The 18,295-nt window shown below is 45.1% G+C and carries 14 protein-coding genes and 2 pseudogenes; 3 read left to right on the top strand and 13 right to left on the bottom strand.

Annotation, left to right across the window (positions count from 1 at the left end):
- Window positions 1–9: 9 nt before the first annotated feature.
- Window positions 10–1,545 carry a response regulator transcription factor gene (locus B212_RS0100695; RefSeq protein WP_019908327.1) on the bottom strand — a complete coding sequence of 512 codons (1,536 nt, stop codon included), beginning with the start codon at window positions 1,543–1,545 and terminating at the stop codon, window positions 10–12.
- 685 nt (window positions 1,546–2,230) lie between these two features.
- Between B212_RS0100695 and B212_RS0100690 the strand changes: the two genes are divergently transcribed.
- On the top strand, window positions 2,231–2,932 hold the full coding sequence (locus B212_RS0100690) for a hypothetical protein (protein ID WP_156830036.1): 702 nt from the start codon (window positions 2,231–2,233) through the stop codon (window positions 2,930–2,932).
- 37 nt (window positions 2,933–2,969) lie between these two features.
- Here B212_RS0100690 and B212_RS0100685 read toward each other — a convergent pair whose 3' ends face one another.
- The 3 genes from B212_RS0100685 to B212_RS32885 all read right to left on the bottom strand — a co-directional run bounded on the left by B212_RS0100685 (window position 2,970) and on the right by B212_RS32885 (window position 5,305).
- The gene (locus B212_RS0100685; protein ID WP_019908325.1) at window positions 2,970–3,896 is read right to left on the bottom strand and encodes a copper amine oxidase N-terminal domain-containing protein; all 927 of its coding nucleotides are present in this window, start codon (window positions 3,894–3,896) and stop codon (window positions 2,970–2,972) included.
- Between the two features lie 711 nt (window positions 3,897–4,607).
- Window positions 4,608–5,069, bottom strand: coding sequence for a tyrosine-type recombinase/integrase (locus B212_RS32890; protein ID WP_019908324.1), 462 nt, complete (start codon window positions 5,067–5,069; stop codon window positions 4,608–4,610).
- The gene (locus B212_RS32885; RefSeq protein WP_019908323.1) at window positions 5,066–5,305 is read right to left on the bottom strand and encodes a tyrosine-type recombinase/integrase; all 240 of its coding nucleotides are present in this window, start codon (window positions 5,303–5,305) and stop codon (window positions 5,066–5,068) included. Before B212_RS32885 ends, B212_RS32890 begins: the two co-directional genes overlap by 4 nt.
- Window positions 5,306–5,900: 595 nt before the next feature.
- Here B212_RS32885 and B212_RS0100670 point away from each other — a divergent pair.
- Window positions 5,901–6,356: a hypothetical protein gene (locus tag B212_RS0100670; RefSeq protein WP_019908321.1), complete on the top strand. Its 456-nt coding sequence runs from the start codon at window positions 5,901–5,903 to the stop codon at window positions 6,354–6,356.
- Between the two features lie 49 nt (window positions 6,357–6,405).
- Here the strand turns inward: B212_RS0100670 and B212_RS35855 are convergent.
- Together B212_RS35855 and B212_RS0100655 are read right to left on the bottom strand one after the other, a co-directional pair.
- Window positions 6,406–7,060 (bottom strand): annotated as a pseudogene (locus tag B212_RS35855) (IS3 family transposase).
- Window positions 7,061–7,163: 103 nt separating this feature from the next.
- Window positions 7,164–7,649: a hypothetical protein gene (locus B212_RS0100655; protein ID WP_019908318.1), complete on the bottom strand. Its 486-nt coding sequence runs from the start codon at window positions 7,647–7,649 to the stop codon at window positions 7,164–7,166.
- A 614-nt stretch (window positions 7,650–8,263) separates the two neighbouring features.
- Here B212_RS0100655 and B212_RS30425 point away from each other — a divergent pair.
- Window positions 8,264–9,494: pseudogene (locus B212_RS30425) on the top strand (ISL3 family transposase).
- Here the strand turns inward: B212_RS30425 and B212_RS0100645 are convergent.
- The 7 genes from B212_RS0100645 to sigW all read right to left on the bottom strand — a co-directional run bounded on the left by B212_RS0100645 (window position 9,443) and on the right by sigW (window position 18,110).
- The gene (locus B212_RS0100645) at window positions 9,443–10,105 is read right to left on the bottom strand and encodes a TnsA endonuclease N-terminal domain-containing protein (RefSeq protein WP_019908315.1); all 663 of its coding nucleotides are present in this window, start codon (window positions 10,103–10,105) and stop codon (window positions 9,443–9,445) included. The pseudogene B212_RS30425 and the gene B212_RS0100645 sit on opposite strands and share 52 nt — an antisense overlap.
- A 251-nt stretch (window positions 10,106–10,356) precedes the next feature.
- Window positions 10,357–12,189, bottom strand: a complete 1,833-nt coding sequence (gene glmS / locus B212_RS0100640) for a glutamine--fructose-6-phosphate transaminase (isomerizing) (RefSeq protein WP_019908314.1) — start codon at window positions 12,187–12,189, stop codon at window positions 10,357–10,359.
- Window positions 12,190–12,858: 669 nt separating this feature from the next.
- Window positions 12,859–14,199, bottom strand: coding sequence for a phosphoglucosamine mutase (gene glmM, locus B212_RS0100635; RefSeq protein WP_019908313.1), 1,341 nt, complete (start codon window positions 14,197–14,199; stop codon window positions 12,859–12,861).
- A 110-nt stretch (window positions 14,200–14,309) separates the two neighbouring features.
- Window positions 14,310–15,776 (bottom strand): CdaR family protein, encoded by a 1,467-nt coding sequence (locus B212_RS30420; RefSeq protein WP_019908312.1) that lies wholly within the window; start codon window positions 15,774–15,776, stop codon window positions 14,310–14,312.
- Window positions 15,769–16,599, bottom strand: coding sequence for a diadenylate cyclase CdaA (cdaA, locus tag B212_RS0100625; RefSeq protein WP_019908311.1), 831 nt, complete (start codon window positions 16,597–16,599; stop codon window positions 15,769–15,771). Before cdaA ends, B212_RS30420 begins: the two co-directional genes overlap by 8 nt.
- Window positions 16,600–16,806: 207 nt before the next feature.
- Entirely contained in the window at window positions 16,807–17,421 is a 615-nt protein-coding gene (locus tag B212_RS0100620; protein ID WP_019908309.1) for an anti-sigma factor family protein, read from the bottom strand.
- A gap of 122 nt (window positions 17,422–17,543) precedes the next feature.
- Window positions 17,544–18,110: an RNA polymerase sigma factor SigW gene (gene sigW / locus B212_RS0100615; RefSeq protein ID WP_019908307.1), complete on the bottom strand. Its 567-nt coding sequence runs from the start codon at window positions 18,108–18,110 to the stop codon at window positions 17,544–17,546.
- Between the last annotated feature and the right edge of the window lie 185 nt (window positions 18,111–18,295).

Genomic DNA, 18,295 nt, shown 5'->3' with positions numbered 1-18,295 from the left:
CCTGCTGCATTATCCTTTCCGGTATTGGCTGGGCGAGATGCCCATCAGCTTACGGAACACTCTGGTGAAATAGCTGTGGTCTGAATAACCCACGAGACTGCTGATATCGGAAATGGACAGACCGGGATTTTCTTTCAGCAGCAGGCATGACTTTTCGATCCGCACCCGGTTTAAATATTCGTTGAAGCCTTCTTTGTTATGTAACGCAAAATAGTTGGACAGATAAGACGGGTTGAAATGAAACTGCTTGGCGACCTCCGTCAGCGTAAGCTGACCGGAATAATGCTCGTCGATATACAGCAGTATCTTCTGCATCGCCGGTGTCCCGCTGCGGTTCTTGGTTACACATTCCGTGGCATCCTGCAAAAACTGCTCCAGCCGCGCCTCGGTTTCACCGATATGCCGGGCCTCATGAATGATGCGGAAATACTCGTACTTGCTGTCATCCAAGGCCCGGGCCTCATAATGGAAATGCAGCAGCATCCCGATGATCTGGAACATGCTGTGGCACAGGAACGATTTGAACTCGAACATTCCCGTATGTCTCCGCCCGGACATCGACGATACATATGAGCTTAAGCGTCCAAAAGCTAAATCAAATTCCTGCCGGTTCAGCTCGGCCGCGAACGCCTCCTGATCAAAAACTGGGCCCGGGCGTTCCTCCTCTCCGCTATCCACCAGCAGACAGCGGTCCGGCAGGAAGAACCGGCGGTCCAGCAGCTTCATCAGATCAACCGTATAAACCGTATGCAGTTCATTCAGCTCCGTAAAGGTCCGGCTGACCGCCACATTCTGGAACATATTCGCCCGTATACCCGCTGTGAATACTTGATCCGCAAGCGTAAGCAGCGCCTCCCGCCTGTCAGCATCCAGATTAAACAGCAGGCGGATATGCCCCTCCAGTGGAGACAGCCGGCGGCAGGTCACCCGGTCTCCATTTTGCAACAGGGAGCGGAAGCTGCTCTCCAGCCATTCTTCCTTGCGGCCACCCCCTGCAGCATCGTCGCCAATGTCCGCAAGCAGCAGCACGTAGCCGGGAAAAGGAAATATCGCCTGCAGCGCTTCCGCTTCATACTCCACCGGAAAGCCGGAGACCAGCTTATCCAGAATGTAGTCGGCGGATTGTGCCTTGTCCCCCCGCCAGTCAAACTGAAGCAGCGGAATACGCTGCGCGGTCTTTTTCAACACAGCCAGCAGAGATGCCGCCTCCAGCTTGGGCTTCAGAATATAGTCGGCCACCCCGCTCTGGAAGGTCGAACGCACATATTCGAATTCACTGAAGCTGCTGAGCACAATCACTTCAATCTCCGGATACATCCCCTTGACGAGCCGGATCAGCTCCTCGCCGTCCATCACGGGCATAACAATATCCGTCAGAACAATATGCGGCCGCTGCAGCTCAATTAACTCCAGAGCCTCCCTGCCGTTCGTAGCCTCCCCCGCAATCTGGAACCCTTCCCCTTCCCAGTCCAGCAGATGAATAATCCCCTGCCGCACCAGCATCTCATCGTCCACCACCAATATTTTACAGAGCGTTGTGTCCATGGATTCTCCTTTGTGGAACAAAATACGCTAAAAAATAAAATGAACCCCGCTTAATTAAGGGGGCTTCATCTCACAGAGTCATATCTTTCTTTCAGAAATGAAACAGCTTTCATAATCTGCTTTAAATTATAGGTATAGCTTGGGGGGCTGTCAATCTGGGATCATTTACCTGTATGAAGCAAAAATGGCCCCGATTGATTTAAAAATCAACGGGACCATTTAGATATTGTTTTTTTGGCTATTCTGAACTCAAAATGCCATCTTTAATGTCACTGGACAGCATTTAAAAACGTATTTGAATTGAAGAATCGTCAGCTTTTAGAAAGTCTTAGACTGCCGCTGTTGTTGTTCAACTAACGTTTCCCATTAGCTTAATGAAGCCCCGCGAGTCTAATCCTTTATTTTCTTTGAATAGTATCTCCGTTTATCCGGTTTCAAATTTCCAGGCACCTGCATTGTATTTGAAAAGATTCTTAGTCTTTTATTTTATCACCACATAGCAAAATCAGCCAATCACGTATGATTTCAAATAATTTTAAATTATCTGTTGTAAAAAAGGCTGCTTACACTCCTTATATATGAAGGCGATAAGGCGCCAAGGCCAAGACGTTAGGGAATAGCGTGCTGAGGTGATTCCCCCAGTATTGCTCTTCAAAAACACAATCAAAAATACGAGTGGTAAAAAATGGCGTTATACGAATATGCTAAAGTTGTAAAGGTTCTTGCAAGTAATAGCGGACGCGGATTCCAGGCTACGATACAGTTGCCAAGTGCAAAGACTATGCCTTCTATTGAATCGTATATTACGGCTTATGTAGGACTAGGGCCGCTTGAAGCAGGTGTTTCTGTTCAGAACAGTCTGGACTTTAAGGATCCTTCCGGTGCTTATAAATGGCATTGGACCGTTGCTTCTGAAACTTCGAGTGAGACCGGTGCCTCCGGCCCTAACCTGCAGTTTAGTGACGGGGAAATCATCAATCTGAAGGTAACTATCGACGAAACTGTAAGCAGCCCTACCTACAAAAAAATGATATTCCAGGTAAATAATCATACAGTCTACACGACTGCTAATAACTACCTGGATCAGAACTTTACTAATGCACGAATCATTTTGGCGACGGACCAGCAGAACTATACTTCCTTGCCGACAAGTCTGCCTGCATGGAATACCTTTCATAATCAATTTAGCATCTCCAATATGAGCTATAAAAACACAGCAAATACTTGGGTAGCTATCAATTCTACAAACACCGCAGGAGGAGCTCCTGAGCTGTTCCACACTCCGCGGGCAAGTCAAGGTTATACGGGTTCAACTCCTGCACCAGCCGACTATACTGTTACTTCCGATTTGGCTAACTCCCGGATCTACGCCTCACTTAAAGCTTAAGTTAGGACACAGCAATATATTTTTACACTATATAGGATTACGATCTAATCGGTTGTTCCTCATCAATCTCTCTAACAAAGTTCTTATTCTGAATCACCTCAGAACTGCTCTTTTGCGATCCCAGCTCCGACATCTGTCCATCAGAATTTGCAAATCCATATTGAATCATATAAGTAAACAGGTTTACATTAAAAAAGACATATCTCTCGGACAACTGGGGCGCTGTCCCATACTGTTTTTCGACTTGATATCCGAACAACTTAGTGATATCTTTTGCTGCAGATTTCTTAGTGGTATCTAGATTGGCTTCCCACATCAGCTTGGCTTGACCGCCTTTAATCTCATAATAATAAACAAGATCTGCTGTTTGGATAAAATAACTGTCCGATTTTCCTTCCGGAAAATAATAGGTTGAATTCAAACCTTCGTCATCTGCTGTCAACATGGGCATTCCCGAATTATTGATAGGAAACTGTAAAGCAGCAATCCTGGATATCGCAAGGTTATTACTTTTGTAATTTTCATTCAGAACTGAATTCGCACGTTCAGAAATAGTGATCTGCTTGTTCGATGGATTTAATTCCACATTGTAATTTAATGACTCCGACACAAACCGAACTGGAACAAGGGTTCTTCCGTTTATTACTGTAACAGGTACATCTAAGCTAACGGATTTATTATTAACTAACGCTACACTTTTACCTGCGGTGAGCAGAACAGTGGAATTTTCTTTTTGCAGTTTGAGCTGTTTGGTCGCAGCATTCCAATTCATCTTGATCCCTTTGAAATTTTGGATGGCTTTCACAGGAATAAGCACCCGTCCTGAGACCACCTGTCCATCATAAGTAGTACTGGAACCGCTTATAGACACTTTATAGGAAGTACTGTTGGCAAATGAAGAGCCCAGCAATGTATACGACAGGGCTACAGTAAGCAGAAAACTGGCTGCTACTTTCTTTTTCATTTATTTATCCTCCTTTTTTGAAACATTCTGGTTATGACTTACTCCAAGTATCCTGAAAATTCAGATATTTATAAAGACGCTGTTCAACCCGAAAAGTTGCAATAGATGGGTTATTTTATAATATATAAATAATTAAAGTATATCATCCTTATTTATTCATTTTTAGTAAAATTCAAGGGTCCTTGCACTGATGACAGCAGCTGTACAGAACATGAAGAAGATGGCGATTCACCTGGATCGCCGGGAAACACGCGGGTAACCCCCTCGTTTTCCCGTTTGCAGGTACAATAAAGTTTTGTTCTCTGCAGCAATTGTACTGCCGTATTTTCACAATAGAGTCTTGGTTTATATAGCATTATCTTGAACAAAAACTGGACGAATAAAAACATATTCCCCATTTATAAACACAACTCCATTGGAACTTCTCTCTTAAAACAAAACTTAATTGTACAGAACAAAACTTTATTGTAATGACACATATATGTGTCATTACAATAAAGTTTTGTTCTCTAACCCGTTGGTACATCAACGTTTTTTTATTTTCTATTTTTTTTAATTACAATAAAGTTTTGTTCTAAGACAAAAAATGACCAAAAATAGTCGTGAGGTTACTTACAATAAAGTTATGTTCTAATCAAACTGCTTCAAATATATTTTACAGCAAAACAAGAGTTAGAAAAACTTTCTCAAAGTATATATTTGATCTAACTATTACCTCCCATACTTTCTCGTGATCAAATACTCTGCACTCTTAAGAATGTCCACTCTTTCTTGTTCACTAAAACTTTTACTCAAAATATGATCTACACTAAGCGTACTGGATGCGAGCTTTTCTTTCATATAAATTGGAGTGAATAATATCTGCATTTCATTGAATGACACTTCCCTATTCTGCAAAAGTGCTTCACATTCAGATTCCCATAAGGGGCCAGGTTCAATCATTTCAATATTCGGAGTTCCGTCCTCTTTATAGTTCCCCATTAGCATGGCCACTTTCTGCAGATCATTACCAGCGGCGAGTAAATCATGCCCGAACGTATGCCTGAGTGAGTGACAAGATAAATGCTTGATTTTTGTTCGATCACGGTATTTTTCGATAATGTGCTGAATACCTCGTTCAGAGGATTTTGAGGACCGCCTTGAAACGAACAGGTAAGGACTGGTCGAATTCATTCATTCAGGTCCCCCTGCAGGGCAGCGCGCAGCTCGGCATTAACCGACAGCTCTCGATCTTTATCCTCTTTACCCCTGATATATGCTGTCCCCTTCCGATCGCTTAACGTTAAATCTGTGAGCTGCAGATCGCAAAGCTCATGGACTCGTAACCCCAATCGAAGAAAACTCAGCACAATCGCATTATCCCGTTTATTCGCCTGGGTCCGGACCCCACGAAGTAAAGTTCTGTTCATTCCATGAAAGCCACTTCGGAATGCGACGAGCTCTAGGGGGATTTTTAATTGGCCCCACTGGATTGTCTGGTATGTATCCCTGTTCGGCAAAAAATCTAAAAATGGCATTTAAGTGGACAAACGTTAATTGATTAGTTGCTGGTGAAGCCGGCTTTCCATTCCTCCCACAGGCAACCAATAGATATCTTTTGAAATCGGCAATATCTTTTTGGATCGCGGATTCTGTCTCAACTGGTAATGGTTTTTTAGGAGACGCCTCAATTCTCTAGTTGCTGTAAAAATTCTTCAAACATGATTGGCTCCTTTTAACCAAAATAGATAACACGACGAAATTTTCTGCCCTTATGAAACGGTGGAATGCGGCTTCTCTATTTCCAATTATATCATTTTCGTCGTGTTATGTATTGAGAAGACGACGAAACGAAAAGAAGCAAAACACATAAATTATTAAATTTTTCTACCTTGGTTGTTACATGATATTCAAAATCTCCCTACTAGGTGAGGAGGAAAGTAAGGGCACTTTTCTTACCTTAACTAAACTAAGTGTTTAGCCTAGAATGCCCGCTAGGTTAAATACAAAACAGGAGGAATATAAATGTCCGTTTTAACAAATGAGTATACCCAGGTTGTTGTATTGTCCAAAGCCCAAGTGACCGAAGCGATTACAGCACAAAATGCTATTATTCAGCATGGTATCAAGGTACCAAGTCAATCTAATCTCGTTGCTGCTATGGCTGCAGTTACTTCAGTCTTGTCTATTCTGCTCTTTAAGAAAACTGTACCAAGTCTTTCATTGGGTGTTGCCTCCCTATTTGCTTCAATGATCCCTAACGAAAGAGCGACTGTCGAAGGCATGGCAAATTCAGGACTGCAATTTCTTGCAAATGTAAACACTACTATAAATAGTAGCGCTAAATATGATCAAATTGAAGTTCGCCTTCCATTTTTAGAATACACTTATGACAATAGTGCCAATAACTGGAGATTTGTTTCCGGCTATGGTGTAATTACTCGTCTTCATACACCTTCGGGTTGGATCAATGCTAATTAAAAATGCCTTGTCTGGTTTTATGAGACTGACCCCTGTAAATAGACTGGGATCAAAACACCTTATAAGAATAAGCAGCCAGTCGTCGGAATTTAATCGGCGACTGGTTTTTAACTTCTTTTGAATTCGAATTAAGTTATAGTAGGTAATGTAGTCTCGAACGGTCTACTCAATGATTGCTGTCGTTATACAGGTTAACCCTTCGAGATCGAACGTTTCAGTCTTTAGCGTGGAATGAAACGATTCAATGGGGGCATTATCAGCAAGCGTTCCCTTGCGGGACAGGCTCATGTAATGCCTTTCCCCTTTATAGCCTCCTGGTACGCAAAGGAAGTGTAGACACTGCTCTGTTTACTTTGGAGGAGCATTTTTTCCTGCTTAGAAAGTTGGTTTAACTTATCCAAATCCAAAGAAGTGTCTTTCTTATCTGCTATACTGTAAGCCACAATTTCTTCGTGCTCTGAAGAGTGTTCCGGACCTTTCTCATAGCTATATTGCTTACCTACAGGCTGCTGTAGACGTTGAATTTTATCTTTTCGATTCCACATCATCCATCCCTTATGTTGAGTCACATTTCGGATGCCTAGTCGCTCCATGGCCTTCCGCACTGGAACTCCGGCTAATCTCATCTCAATGGCTTTCATCTTAATTACTACTGTAGTTAACTCGTATTGCCTACGCAAAAACACCTCCAAGATTATCTCCATATCTTACGACATGGTTTCATCCTCTTGAAGGCGCTTTGTTTTGTCTCACGTTATAGGGGCAGTCCCGACCCGTCATGAAAATGACATGGTTTTTTTAAAATTATCAATTTATTTTCTTTTCCATTATCGTGCTCACTAAATTATTAATATCCTCTTTGTTAATGATAGAATACCAACGATTGATTTTTTTTTCATCGTTAAGATCAATTACAAGCAGTTCATTCCTATCTTCTGAGACATTCAGAATAACTTTTAAGGTTCCCTGAACATCTAACCATATCGAGTCAAACTGATCTGTTGGATTTTGATCACTTTTTATCTTTTCCTTGACTTCCAAGTTAGAAAGTCGATTAATCATATCGCTAAGAATATCATCGTCTGTAAGTTTGATTTCGTTTTTTATGTCATTTCCGGCAAGAAAAGTAAGTGTTGTTATATCCTTTTCAGGTAGAACGGTAACCACATTTCCTAAAGTTGTTTCGGAACTTAACAAAATTCGAAGAGTGCTACCATAACTTTGAAATATGAGAAAAATAAGTATGGCAGCAAATGTAATTCTTAATGTTAAAAGAACCTTTCTACTACGCATAAAAGTATTATACCTCCCCTTGTTTCTGTCAATCCGGTGGCAGGAATAGAGAATAAAGGAAGTTGATCCCAAATCCTGAAATATTCCCTGTGATCGCACTCTGGATATTGAAACCTGACGACTTGCCCCACATTGTCACGATAGTACAGCCCTAACATTTCATCGTTCTGCCTCTCAAGAGGTTGACGCTGCTTCATGCTCCTTGCAGGATCGTTACTTTATAGAATTGATTCCTTCGGTTTGGTTTTAGGTTTGTAATTCATTTAAAAACCTAATTCGGTTATTTTTAAGTTGTCATTTGTAAGCGGACCTGAAGTGCCAGTCCTAATACATCGTATGCGTTATATTTTTGAGTTGCTTGGCCTCAGGTGAATGCAAAACTCGGAAGAACTTACAGCATAGCCCCACTCATTTCACAATGTAGTCCTCCTCTGCAAATATATAGTAAAACCATCATATCACTTTATTCAAAAAAATAAATAATATACCGGCTCAAAATCAAAATTAGCGGTTGAAAATTGAAACGGAGAAAAAGTGTGGATATAAATAGAAAAACACCTGCAAATCCTGTAATGTTGTGAGTCCTACCAAACAACACGAAAAGGATATGACAGATGCCCATCCGGTATATCAACGAACTGCTTGGATTACCAGAGCTACAACTTCATAGCGTTGTCTCGATCCACGAAACAGAAGTACATTTGGAAGCCTCACCGGTAGCCTACAAACAGGCCTGTCCCCTCTGCCACTCCGAAGAAGCGGTAAAGCGAGACGGCCGTAATACGCCGCGTAAGATTCGTCATGTCAGAATTTTTGGTAAAAAGTGCTTTTTGCATATTCCCTCGGTGCGTTTGGCCTGCTCTCGGTGCAATATTGGTTTTGTTTGGTCTTATTCGTGTGTTGGCTCCAAGGAACGCTACAGTCGTGCTTTTCGCTTGCAGACCGTAAATCAGGCGCTGGTCTCCACGGCAGCACATAGTGCCAGAATGCAAGAAGCTCCAGCTAGCACCGTTCAGCGCATGCATCAGGAAGCCCTTCCAGCAGAGAGCGAGCGTTTGCTTCAGCAAGCATGGCATCAAGCGAAAGAGCAGACGGATCTGGTGCTCGGTATCGACGATTTTGCAATTAAAAAGGGACACACGTACAACACCGGGATTCACGATCTTCGAGGCGAAACCATGCTAGACCTGCTTTTGGGGCGAAAGCTGGATGCGCTACGCACGTATGCCGAACAGCATTCTGAATTTTTAAACCTCAATCCCAAGGCTGTCGTCATGGATCTGGCTCAAGCGTATCATACTTGGATCAGTGAGTGTTTTCCAAAGGCGATTCGAATTGCTGACCGCTTCCACGTCCATGGGTATGTCATTGAAAGTGTCCAAGCTGTCCGGAAATCCGTTCAATCTACCCTTTCTCCCCGGGCGAAAGGGATCTTGAAAAGTCATCACCGACTGCTAAATCCGCCGGCAGATTCCTTACCGGAAAAGAGCAGAACTCAGTTAGATCAACTGCTGGCCTTCTCTCCGCTGCTGCGTGAGGTATGGGAATGGAAAGAATCCTTCTCAAGGTGGTATGATTATTCGCCGAGCTTCGATGTAGCACGGCTTGGTTTTATTCGTTGGTGTCAGCAAGGGAAAGGTATCGAGCATGAAGCCGTGCAAAACGATGCGGAACTGGGAAGAGGAAATCGTGAACTACCATCACTGTCGCTGGACGAATGCGACAGTAGAAGGACGGCATAATCGTATTAAAGCGTATCAACGTCGACATTATTTCACGCGTAATCGTCGATGTTACAAAGCTGGGATTTTAATCGAATGCAATCGACAACGCTTATTAGGTTGAACCACAAAACTTACGTTATCCGGACTCAAGTCTGCTTTCGCACTTAAGTAGTAACTATCGTAGATCCAATCTAAGTTAAAAAATAAGCTAGACGGCTTTAAGTCGTCTATTATTAACCCCCAGTCCATTCCCTTCTCTTCAAAAAAGCGACGCTCGATTTCAAGTTTCTGCAATGTAGCAGTTGTAAATTCCATTGTAGGCTTAATAGTACGTATAACATCTCTTAAATCTTCTGGATGCTTCTCTCCAAGAATAGTTATATTAAAATCAGTGGTCATGACGACCGGTTCTCCATTATCATCGCTCGGATGGGGAACATTTAGTTCTTTCGCAATTTCTATCGTTCTCTCTTTAGGTAAAAGAGGATATTGTTCACGAATATCCACGATTCGATCAGAGAATTCTAAAACAAGATAATAGTAGTATTCACCACGTGACATAAAATGATGAATTCTTTCGGATTTCCATCCTAATTCACGTGACCTCACACCATCAGAGGAAAAATCGTACGTTTTAATATAGGGCTGATAATCGGCGAAATGGCCCTGCCCGCGTCCTTCTTTTAGACGTCTTTGTTCAATTTTCCATTGCGACTGCCCTTTTTTAATCATTCAATGTTCCTCCTAAAATACTTACTAGAATTAGTATTTACAAAAATAATTTTTATAGAACAAAAAAAGCGGCACAAAAAGAGTGATGTACCTTTCGTACACCTTGCTCTTCTTGTGCCGCGTGGCTAGAAGCGATACCGTTACTGTCCAAAATGGTTGACGACCGTAACTATTGCCATTTGAAGTTTTAATAAAAACCAGTTACCAACATTAATGTCTCTGAACAACTTTGAACAAGCACCCCGATGTCCCTACTCAACCGTAACGCTTTTCGCCAAATTACGTGGTTTATCAACATCGTGGCCCAGGGCCAGCGAAGCGTAGTATGCCAACAATTGCAGTGTAACTACGGACAATGCAGGAGTCAGCATTGGCAGCGTCTTAGGAATGACGAAAGCCTGGTCGACGGATTTCAGCAGGCCGGTAACATGCTCTTCGTGAGTGATTGCCAGGACATCTGCGCCACGGGCTTTCACTTCTTTGATGTTGCTGACGGTTTTCTCCAGAACAGAATCCTGAGTAGCCAGAGCAATGACCGGAATGCCTTCCTCGATCAGCGCCAAGGTGCCGTGCTTCAATTCACCCGCCGCATAAGCTTCGGAATGAATGTAGGAGATTTCCTTCAGCTTCAGCGAGCCTTCTTGAACTACTGCATAATCTATGCCGCGTCCAATAAAGAACAGGTGCTCGTGCTGGGAGATTTGCTCAGCATATGTTTTAATCGCTTCTTTTTTCTCCAGAATTTGTTCAACCTGCTCCGGCAGTGCTTGCATAGCAGCCAGAATTCTGGTTACCTGCGCTTCAGTCTGTGTTCCGCGCACTTCAGCCAAGTAGAGCGCAAGCAAGGCGAATGCGATCAACTGTGAAGTATAGGCTTTGGTAGATGCTACTGCGATTTCCGGCCCTGCCAGGGTCACCAGCACATCGTTGGCTTCACGGGCAATGGAGCTGCCCACTACGTTCGTGATTGCCAGCACATGTGCTCCGTTTGCTTGACCTTCACGCAGCGCTGCCAGCGTATCCGCAGTTTCACCTGATTGGCTGACTACAATTACCAGTGTTTCTGGTGTTACAATCGGTGACCGGTAACGGTACTCCGAAGCAATATCGTTCTCTACTGGAATACGCACCAGCGACTCAATCAGATTACGTCCAACGAGACCTGCATTATAAGCAGTACCGCAAGCGACGATCTGAATGTTGCGAATGTTCTTGATCTGTTCTACAGTCAGGTTCAGCTCCGGCAAAATAACCTTGTTGCCTTCGGCATTCATCCGGCCGCGCATCGTATCGCGGTAAGCCTTGGGCTGCTCATGGATTTCCTTCAGCATGAAATGCTCATAGCCGCCTTTTTCTGCGGTAACTGCATCCCAATCGACAGTAATCATTTCCCGAGAAATAAAATTGCCTTCAATCGTCATCAGTTCGACAGCATCCCGTGTCAATACAGCCATTTCGCCGTCGTTCAAAATGTATACCTTGCGGGTATATTTCAGCAAAGCTGGAATATCAGACCCGATAAAGTTTTCGCCATCCCCGAGGCCAATAATCAGCGGGCTTGCCTGACGCACAGCCACCAGCTTATCCGGCTCATATTCAGTCAGAACGCCTAGTGCAAATGCCCCGCGCATGAAAGTAATCGCTTTTTGTACAGCCTTCACGATATCTCCTTCATACTCACGGGCGATCAGATGGGAAATAACCTCCGTATCCGTTTCGGAAGTAAAGTGGCATCCTCCGGCAATCAGTTCTTCCTTGAGCTCCAGATAGTTTTCAATAATCCCGTTGTGAACGACCGAGAACTTCTGGCTCTCATCAGTGTGAGGGTGGGAATTCGCATCGGAAGGCTTGCCATGTGTTGCCCAGCGGGTATGACCGATTCCGGCACTGCCTGTCAGCGGTGTATCTTCCAGTCTCGATTCCAGATTCGCCATACGTCCCTGCGCTTTTACAACTTGAAGACCGTCCTTGGTAAATACGGCAATCCCTGCCGAATCGTACCCGCGATACTCCAGCTTCTTCAGACCCTCAATCAAGATCCCCTGCGAATTCTGATTCCCGATATATCCTACAATACCACACATTATATTTTCCTCCGTCCAAGTTATCGTAATGTGGGCGGCATAAGGAAAGAAACGTGCCGTGCGGCATGTTTGTGAGAAAAAGCAAATATTCTGTTGTCATTTCTATTCAACAAGTGGAACCGGCTGTATCATCTATAAAATGATACCATCTGCTTCATATGGTTCATGAAATGCACAGTCTTCTCCTCTGCCGTGGCAGAATGCTCTGTGTTTCTTTCCGTTATTGCGCATACCCATGAATCGTGTATTGCTGTCTGCACCCACAGAAACGTTGTGTGAAAGGTCGCCCTCGCATTTTCCGTTTCCATTTACGGCTCTGGTGCATCACCGGGAGGTCCCCGCCGAACATTTCGAACACCTCCACCTCGTCAGCTTACATCTGCCGTGATCCGTTCAAGCCCTGCCTGATGGGCAACTTAAGGCTGTCCCTTCTCCCCCGCGCAAGATCAAGCTCTGGCGCTTACGGTTGTTAACCTTACTATCCCCGCTTTCCTTCTGGAATGACACTTAATCTATTATATGCACCTTACATCGTTTTGGCAATGACGCAACAGAGAAATGATTTCCAGCTTGTGCAAAAAACTGGTCAAGATCAGCATTCAGCCGGTGAAGCCATGTCAAGCATTTCCTTTCGCCGGCTGAACCAGTTACAACATTAATTGCATTGATTTATACTAATTCACGCTGTACCACATCGACAATTTGCCCTACATAAAGATCCAATTCAGCCTTATCCGGCCCTTCCGCCATTACGCGGATCAGCGGCTCGGTACCTGAAGGACGCACCAGCACACGGCCATTGTCGCCCAGCTTGCTCTCCACTTCCTGAATTGCAGCTTCAATCGCCGGATTGTTCGGGTAATTGCTCTTATCCTGTACACGCACATTTACAAGCACCTGCGGATATTTGGTCATCATTGATTTCAAGCCGCTGAGCTTCTTACCCGATGATTTCATGGTATTTACCAGTTGAATCGCCGTCAGAATGCCGTCACCCGTAGTATTGTAATCCAGGAAAATAACATGGCCCGACTGCTCTCCGCCCAGATTGTATCCGCCGCGGCGCATTTCTTCCATGACGTAACGGTCACCGACTGCAGTTTTTGCTGTATTCAGCGCTAATTTCTCCGTTGCTTTATAGAACCCGATATTACTCATAACCGTGGAAACAATCGTTCCGTCCTTGAGCTTGCCGGCACGGTTCATGGCATCCCCGCAAATACAGAGGATAAAATCGCCGTCAACTTCTTCGCCCTTGTCGTCGATGGCAATCAGCCGGTCGGCATCCCCGTCAAAAGCAAGCCCCAAATCGGCCCCTTGACGCAGCACTTCCTCACGCAGAGCTTCAGGATGTGTGGAACCAAAGCCGTCATTAATGTTCAGTCCATCCGGTTCTGCCCCGATGGCAATCACTTCTGCGCCAAGCTCTCTGAACAGACGCGGTGCCAGTTCATAGGCTGCTCCATGAGCACAGTCGAGTACAACCTTGATTCCTTTAAAGCTCTCGGAAATCGTAGTTTTAAGATATTCAAGGTATAAATATTTTGCATCATTATCTACTGTAACTGTCCCGAGACCGGCTCCTACAGGCCGTGGCAGCTCATCCTTCTCTGCATCCATCAGCTCTTCAATCCGCAGCTCGGTTTCATCCGTAAGCTTGAAGCCGTCTCCGCCAAAGAACTTAATGCCGTTATCCTCCACCGGATTATGTGAGGCGGATATCATTACTCCGGCATCCGCCTTGAGCAATCTTGTAATATATGCCACAGCAGGCGTGCTTACGACACCGAGCCGAATAACCTCAGCACCAATAGACAACATCCCGGCAACAAGCGCCGATTCCAATAGCGGGCCGGAAATACGCGTGTCCATGCCAATAACAACCTTCGGCTTCTCTACATTACCTGCGAGCACATATCCTCCGCACCGGCCGATACTGTAGGCCATCTCTGCTGTTAATTCACGGTTTGCGACTCCGCGCACACCATCTGTTCCGAAATACTTCCCCATTTGTTTTCTCCTTTAGATACGCTGCAATAGCTTATTGAATTATTGTATGATTGATTTTTTATTGCGTGTGCTGATGACATATTTCATTAGACGTGTACTGGTATAAAAAGTTACGTCCCTCCAGTACCGTTGGCGCTATCGCCAGTACCGTTAACATCAGTTGTCCCATTATTCTCCGCAGGAATATCAGTTGGAGCCGGTGTCGTTGTTGCGGTATTTTCGCTGCTTTGCGTGGGAACTGTCACACTGCCCTGGCCTGAAGCGGGTTCGGCGCTGGGTTCCGGGGTTGGTGCAATCACGCTTCCACCCTTATCTATCGCCCCAGAGACCGCCGGCGTCGCCTCAGCCAACAGCTCTACGGTCGCCGTAAGCCGCTGTGAGGCATTGCTCATTGAGATGAATCTTGGCAAGGATACATGCAGAACCACCTCATGACTCCCGGCCCCAAGGCCAACCACATCCGCCACTACACTGATATTATCCCTGTTCAACTGATTGAGCAGGTTCGGGGCCCCAGATACAGTCAGGGTGACAGCTTTACCGGCCGGGCCCGTGATCTGAGCAGTAAGCCCTTTATCTACGCCTTCAAGCTTGATCGGGATACTGTCGATGGTCTTCTCGGCAATCTCCGAAGTCACTACCGACACATTCACCGCTCCCGGTTCGATCTTCTGGGTTCCTTTCGGCGTTGTCAGCTCCAGCTTCATTTGCTTCGTGCCTGCGGAATCAATAGTGCTGAGATCCAGCGTCGCTTCATAGGACGAAAGTGACGCCAGCGTCGCTTCTGTACCATATACAGTTACCGTATCCTGTTCAGGCGTTACCCCAGACAAAGCCAGTGAACCAGGCAACTGGCCCGTAAAGCTGATATCCAGCGGCAGGATTTTGGATGGAAGGGTGATCGGCAGCTCTACAGATACGGAGGATGGTTCAATGACCGCATCCTTAATCTCATTACCGCTGCTGTCATATGCATACAGCTTCAGCTTATTTTCCGTAATGCTGTCACTTTCGCCATTCAACTGAATGACCGCCTGCACCTTGGCAACCTTGCTAAGCTCACTGTCAGCCATTGTAACCTCTGCTGTTCCCGCCGGCTGCACGACAGGGGTTCCCACCAGATAACCCGCAGCCGCCTCACCTTTGGTAATAACCGATATTGGAAAAGCCTTGGTGTTGCGGAGCTCCACATGCACATTCACTTCATTCGGCGTAATCCCTGTCCCTTCCAGAATTACACCACTGGGCAATGAATAATGTAACGGAATTGTGGTATCCCCCGGCTGTACGTTGCTTAAATCAACCCACACTTTATAGGCGTCTGAAAACTTAAAGGTCAGATCCGACTTTTTACCGCGAACCTCCAGCCTTACACTTTCGGCATCCATTGACATTACATACTTTTCCTCATCAAAACCTTTAACGTCTATTTTTATGTTTTCAATAGTTTTGGATTCGGTGTTTACAGTAGTCTGGCTAGTAGGTGCTGTGTCTACATGGACAATCGTCCACAGGATGATGGCTAGGGCAAGAGCTAGAATTTTGTTGAAGTTATTATTCTTCATCCATTTATCCATTGCTCTTCTCCCCCTTCCGTTTCCAGAAAGCGGAACGTTTCTCCTGAAGCATTGAGGTGACACGCAGCTCCTGATACAGCTTGGATATCAAGGATTCCTCCTTAATATCACGCACGATCTGCCCGTTGATCGCCAGCGAAATCTGGCCGGTCTCTTCAGAAACTACAACAGACACTGAATCTGCCACTTCACTGATTCCAATCGCCGCGCGGTGGCGTGTACCCAGCTCCTTGCTGATGAACGGATTCTCCGACAGCGGTAAATAACAGGCAGCGGCAGCAATCTGCCCATCCTGCATAATCAAGGCTCCGTCATGCAGCGGTGTATTGGGGATGAATATATTGATAAGCAGCTCGGAGCTGACCACAGAACGCATAGGAATACCTGACTCCGTATATTCGTTGAGGCCCGTAGCTCTTTCGAAGACAATTAATGCTCCAATCTTCCGCTGTGCCAAATAATTCACGGCTTTAATCACTTCGCCGATCAGCTTGCTGAGCTCCTCGTCATTCTCGGCGGACCGTCCAAAAATTTTACCCCGGCCAAGCTGCTCCAGCCCCCTTCGCAGTTCCGGCTGAAAGATGATAAATATCGCAAAGATACCAAACGTAAAAATTTGGTTCATCAGCCATTTCAGCGTATACAGGTCCAGGAAGGTGCTAACCGCCCAGATTACAACCAGCACCAGAATACCCTTAAGCAGTTGAACCGCCCTGGTGCCGCGTACCATATTGAGCACTTTGTAGATAATGTAGCTGACAATCAGAATGTCGATTATATCTTTAATGGAATCCTTCCATGTCATGTCGGAAAAATAACTCATGCCAAAACCCCCGTCATTTCATATTAGCTGGGTTTATGTAAAAGCTCTGTAAGCTCTGGTTCATATCTAGGTTATAACGTTCCAGCCCAGGTTGCAAGTTTGGGTGGACAGAGATTGAGGCAGTAAGGTTTGCAGACAACAAAAAAGCGCCATCTTTCCGGAAAAAGAGGCGCAATAGTATTTCTGCTAAAAGCAACCAGGTGTTCCTTAACGGTAGGCAACTTCAGAGAACATGTTCGTCACTTTATACCAGATCCAGCTTACCGCTTGGTCTATGCTTTTGACTTGCCCGGAGATATGAGCTGTTGATGCCTGGTACAAAGAACCGTCGATCACAGTCACATTGCCGTTAACTTCGCCGTATACCTGAGTTTTTCCATTCTCCACCGTAAGATCGCCGGATATTGTTTTGCCGGAAGGTACGATAACCGTATCTCCTTTGATGACAACCTGTTCCAGATCGGTTCCTCTGACTACAAGCTGTCTGTCCTGATTCCAAAAAGTAACGGAGCTCATCAGCATCACAAGAACAAATACCGACGCCGCCGTGAGCGCAGGATGCCGTTTAATCCAGGTAACAAACGCGCGCTCCTTCTTGGGTTTCGGTAATGAATTCATAATCCGGTCTACAAGCTCCTCCGAGGCAACAGGATTCTGGTGCATCAGGGAAAACATCAGCATATCGGTCTGTTCCAATTCTTTGAACTTTGCACGGCAATCTGGACAGGATAAAAGATGCTCCTTCAATTCCCTCTGCTGCAGTTCGGGCAAGTCGTCATCCAGGTAGTCATGCATCATAGAGACGGCCAGTTTGCATTCCATAGGAGCCAATCCTTTCATGAGTGCTATTTAATTATTTCAAGGCAAAGGGGCAGGGCGCATAAGACTTGCTTAACCTACATACGTAGCTGCCAAGCAGATGTTTCATAAAAAATAATCTATTTTTACATTTTGGGGCCTAATTTTTTACGCAAAAACTCACGCCCCCGGTGAACGCGGGTCTTAATCGTTGTTACGGGCATATCCAGCACATCACTGATCTCCTGAAGCGACAAATCCTGCAAATAGCGCAAAATCATCACTGACCTGTATTTCACAGGCAAACCATCAATAGCCTCATAGATCAGCCCCTGTGTCTCGGAGAGCAGCAGTTCCGTTTCCGGTGTCACATTATCGCTTGGAATCATGGAATAGCCGTCAATGCCTTCCTGGTCGTTCATCTCGGCATCCAGTGAATATGTTGGCCGCCGCTTGCGAAGTCTGTCGATGCAAAGGTTAGTGCCGATGCGGTAGATCCAAGTTGAGAATTTCTGCTTGTCATCATAACGGTCCAAATTTCGATACACACGCAAAAAAGTCTCCTGAACGATATCCTCCGCTTCGTGGCGGTTGTTCAGCATCCGGTAAGCCAAATGATATATTTTGTCTTTATATAGTTCCACAAGCTCGGCAAATGCTCTTTGGTCGCCTTTCAAGGCGAGCTTTGTCAATCTGCCTTCCAGATTCTCCACCTGTTAACTCCCCCAGACTTGCCGCCCTTGGTATTTCATATCTTGAATGTCCACGGTACAAGCATTTAAATCGTAATTCATGTTTGTTCAAAAATCAAGGGATGGATTGTTACCTTCTATGTATATTGGGGAGATGCTGTGGCATTCGGAAAAAAGTGTCCGCTCATTAGTCGCAGGCTACGAGG

It is taken from the genome of Paenibacillus sp. HW567 (genome assembly GCF_000374185.1).
In the GTDB taxonomy this organism is placed as follows: domain Bacteria; phylum Bacillota; class Bacilli; order Paenibacillales; family Paenibacillaceae; genus Paenibacillus_AQ.
Note: the sequence above shows the minus strand (reverse complement) of the source record. Positions and strands in the feature narration are given on the sequence as shown.

What these genes read in the sequence shown, in the direction of transcription:
- B212_RS0100645 (WP_019908315.1), bottom strand. Translation starts at nt 10,105, where the DNA reads ATGATTAAAAAAGGGCAGTCGCAATGGAAAATTGAACAAAGACGTCTA.
- B212_RS30420 (WP_019908312.1), bottom strand. Translation starts at nt 15,776, where the DNA reads ATGGATAAATGGATGAAGAATAATAACTTCAACAAAATTCTAGCTCTT.
- B212_RS32885 (WP_019908323.1), bottom strand. Translation starts at nt 5,305, where the DNA reads ATGAACAGAACTTTACTTCGTGGGGTCCGGACCCAGGCGAATAAACGG.
- B212_RS0100690 (WP_156830036.1), top strand. Translation starts at nt 2,231, where the DNA reads ATGGCGTTATACGAATATGCTAAAGTTGTAAAGGTTCTTGCAAGTAAT.
- B212_RS0100655 (WP_019908318.1), bottom strand. Translation starts at nt 7,649, where the DNA reads ATGCGTAGTAGAAAGGTTCTTTTAACATTAAGAATTACATTTGCTGCC.
- B212_RS32890 (WP_019908324.1), bottom strand. Translation starts at nt 5,069, where the DNA reads ATGAATTCGACCAGTCCTTACCTGTTCGTTTCAAGGCGGTCCTCAAAA.
- B212_RS0100695 (WP_019908327.1), bottom strand. Translation starts at nt 1,545, where the DNA reads ATGGACACAACGCTCTGTAAAATATTGGTGGTGGACGATGAGATGCTG.
- B212_RS0100620 (WP_019908309.1), bottom strand. Translation starts at nt 17,421, where the DNA reads ATGGAATGCAAACTGGCCGTCTCTATGATGCATGACTACCTGGATGAC.
- B212_RS0100670 (WP_019908321.1), top strand. Translation starts at nt 5,901, where the DNA reads ATGTCCGTTTTAACAAATGAGTATACCCAGGTTGTTGTATTGTCCAAA.
- B212_RS0100685 (WP_019908325.1), bottom strand. Translation starts at nt 3,896, where the DNA reads ATGAAAAAGAAAGTAGCAGCCAGTTTTCTGCTTACTGTAGCCCTGTCG.
- glmM (WP_019908313.1), bottom strand. Translation starts at nt 14,199, where the DNA reads ATGGGGAAGTATTTCGGAACAGATGGTGTGCGCGGAGTCGCAAACCGT.
- cdaA (WP_019908311.1), bottom strand. Translation starts at nt 16,599, where the DNA reads ATGAGTTATTTTTCCGACATGACATGGAAGGATTCCATTAAAGATATA.
- glmS (WP_019908314.1), bottom strand. Translation starts at nt 12,189, where the DNA reads ATGTGTGGTATTGTAGGATATATCGGGAATCAGAATTCGCAGGGGATC.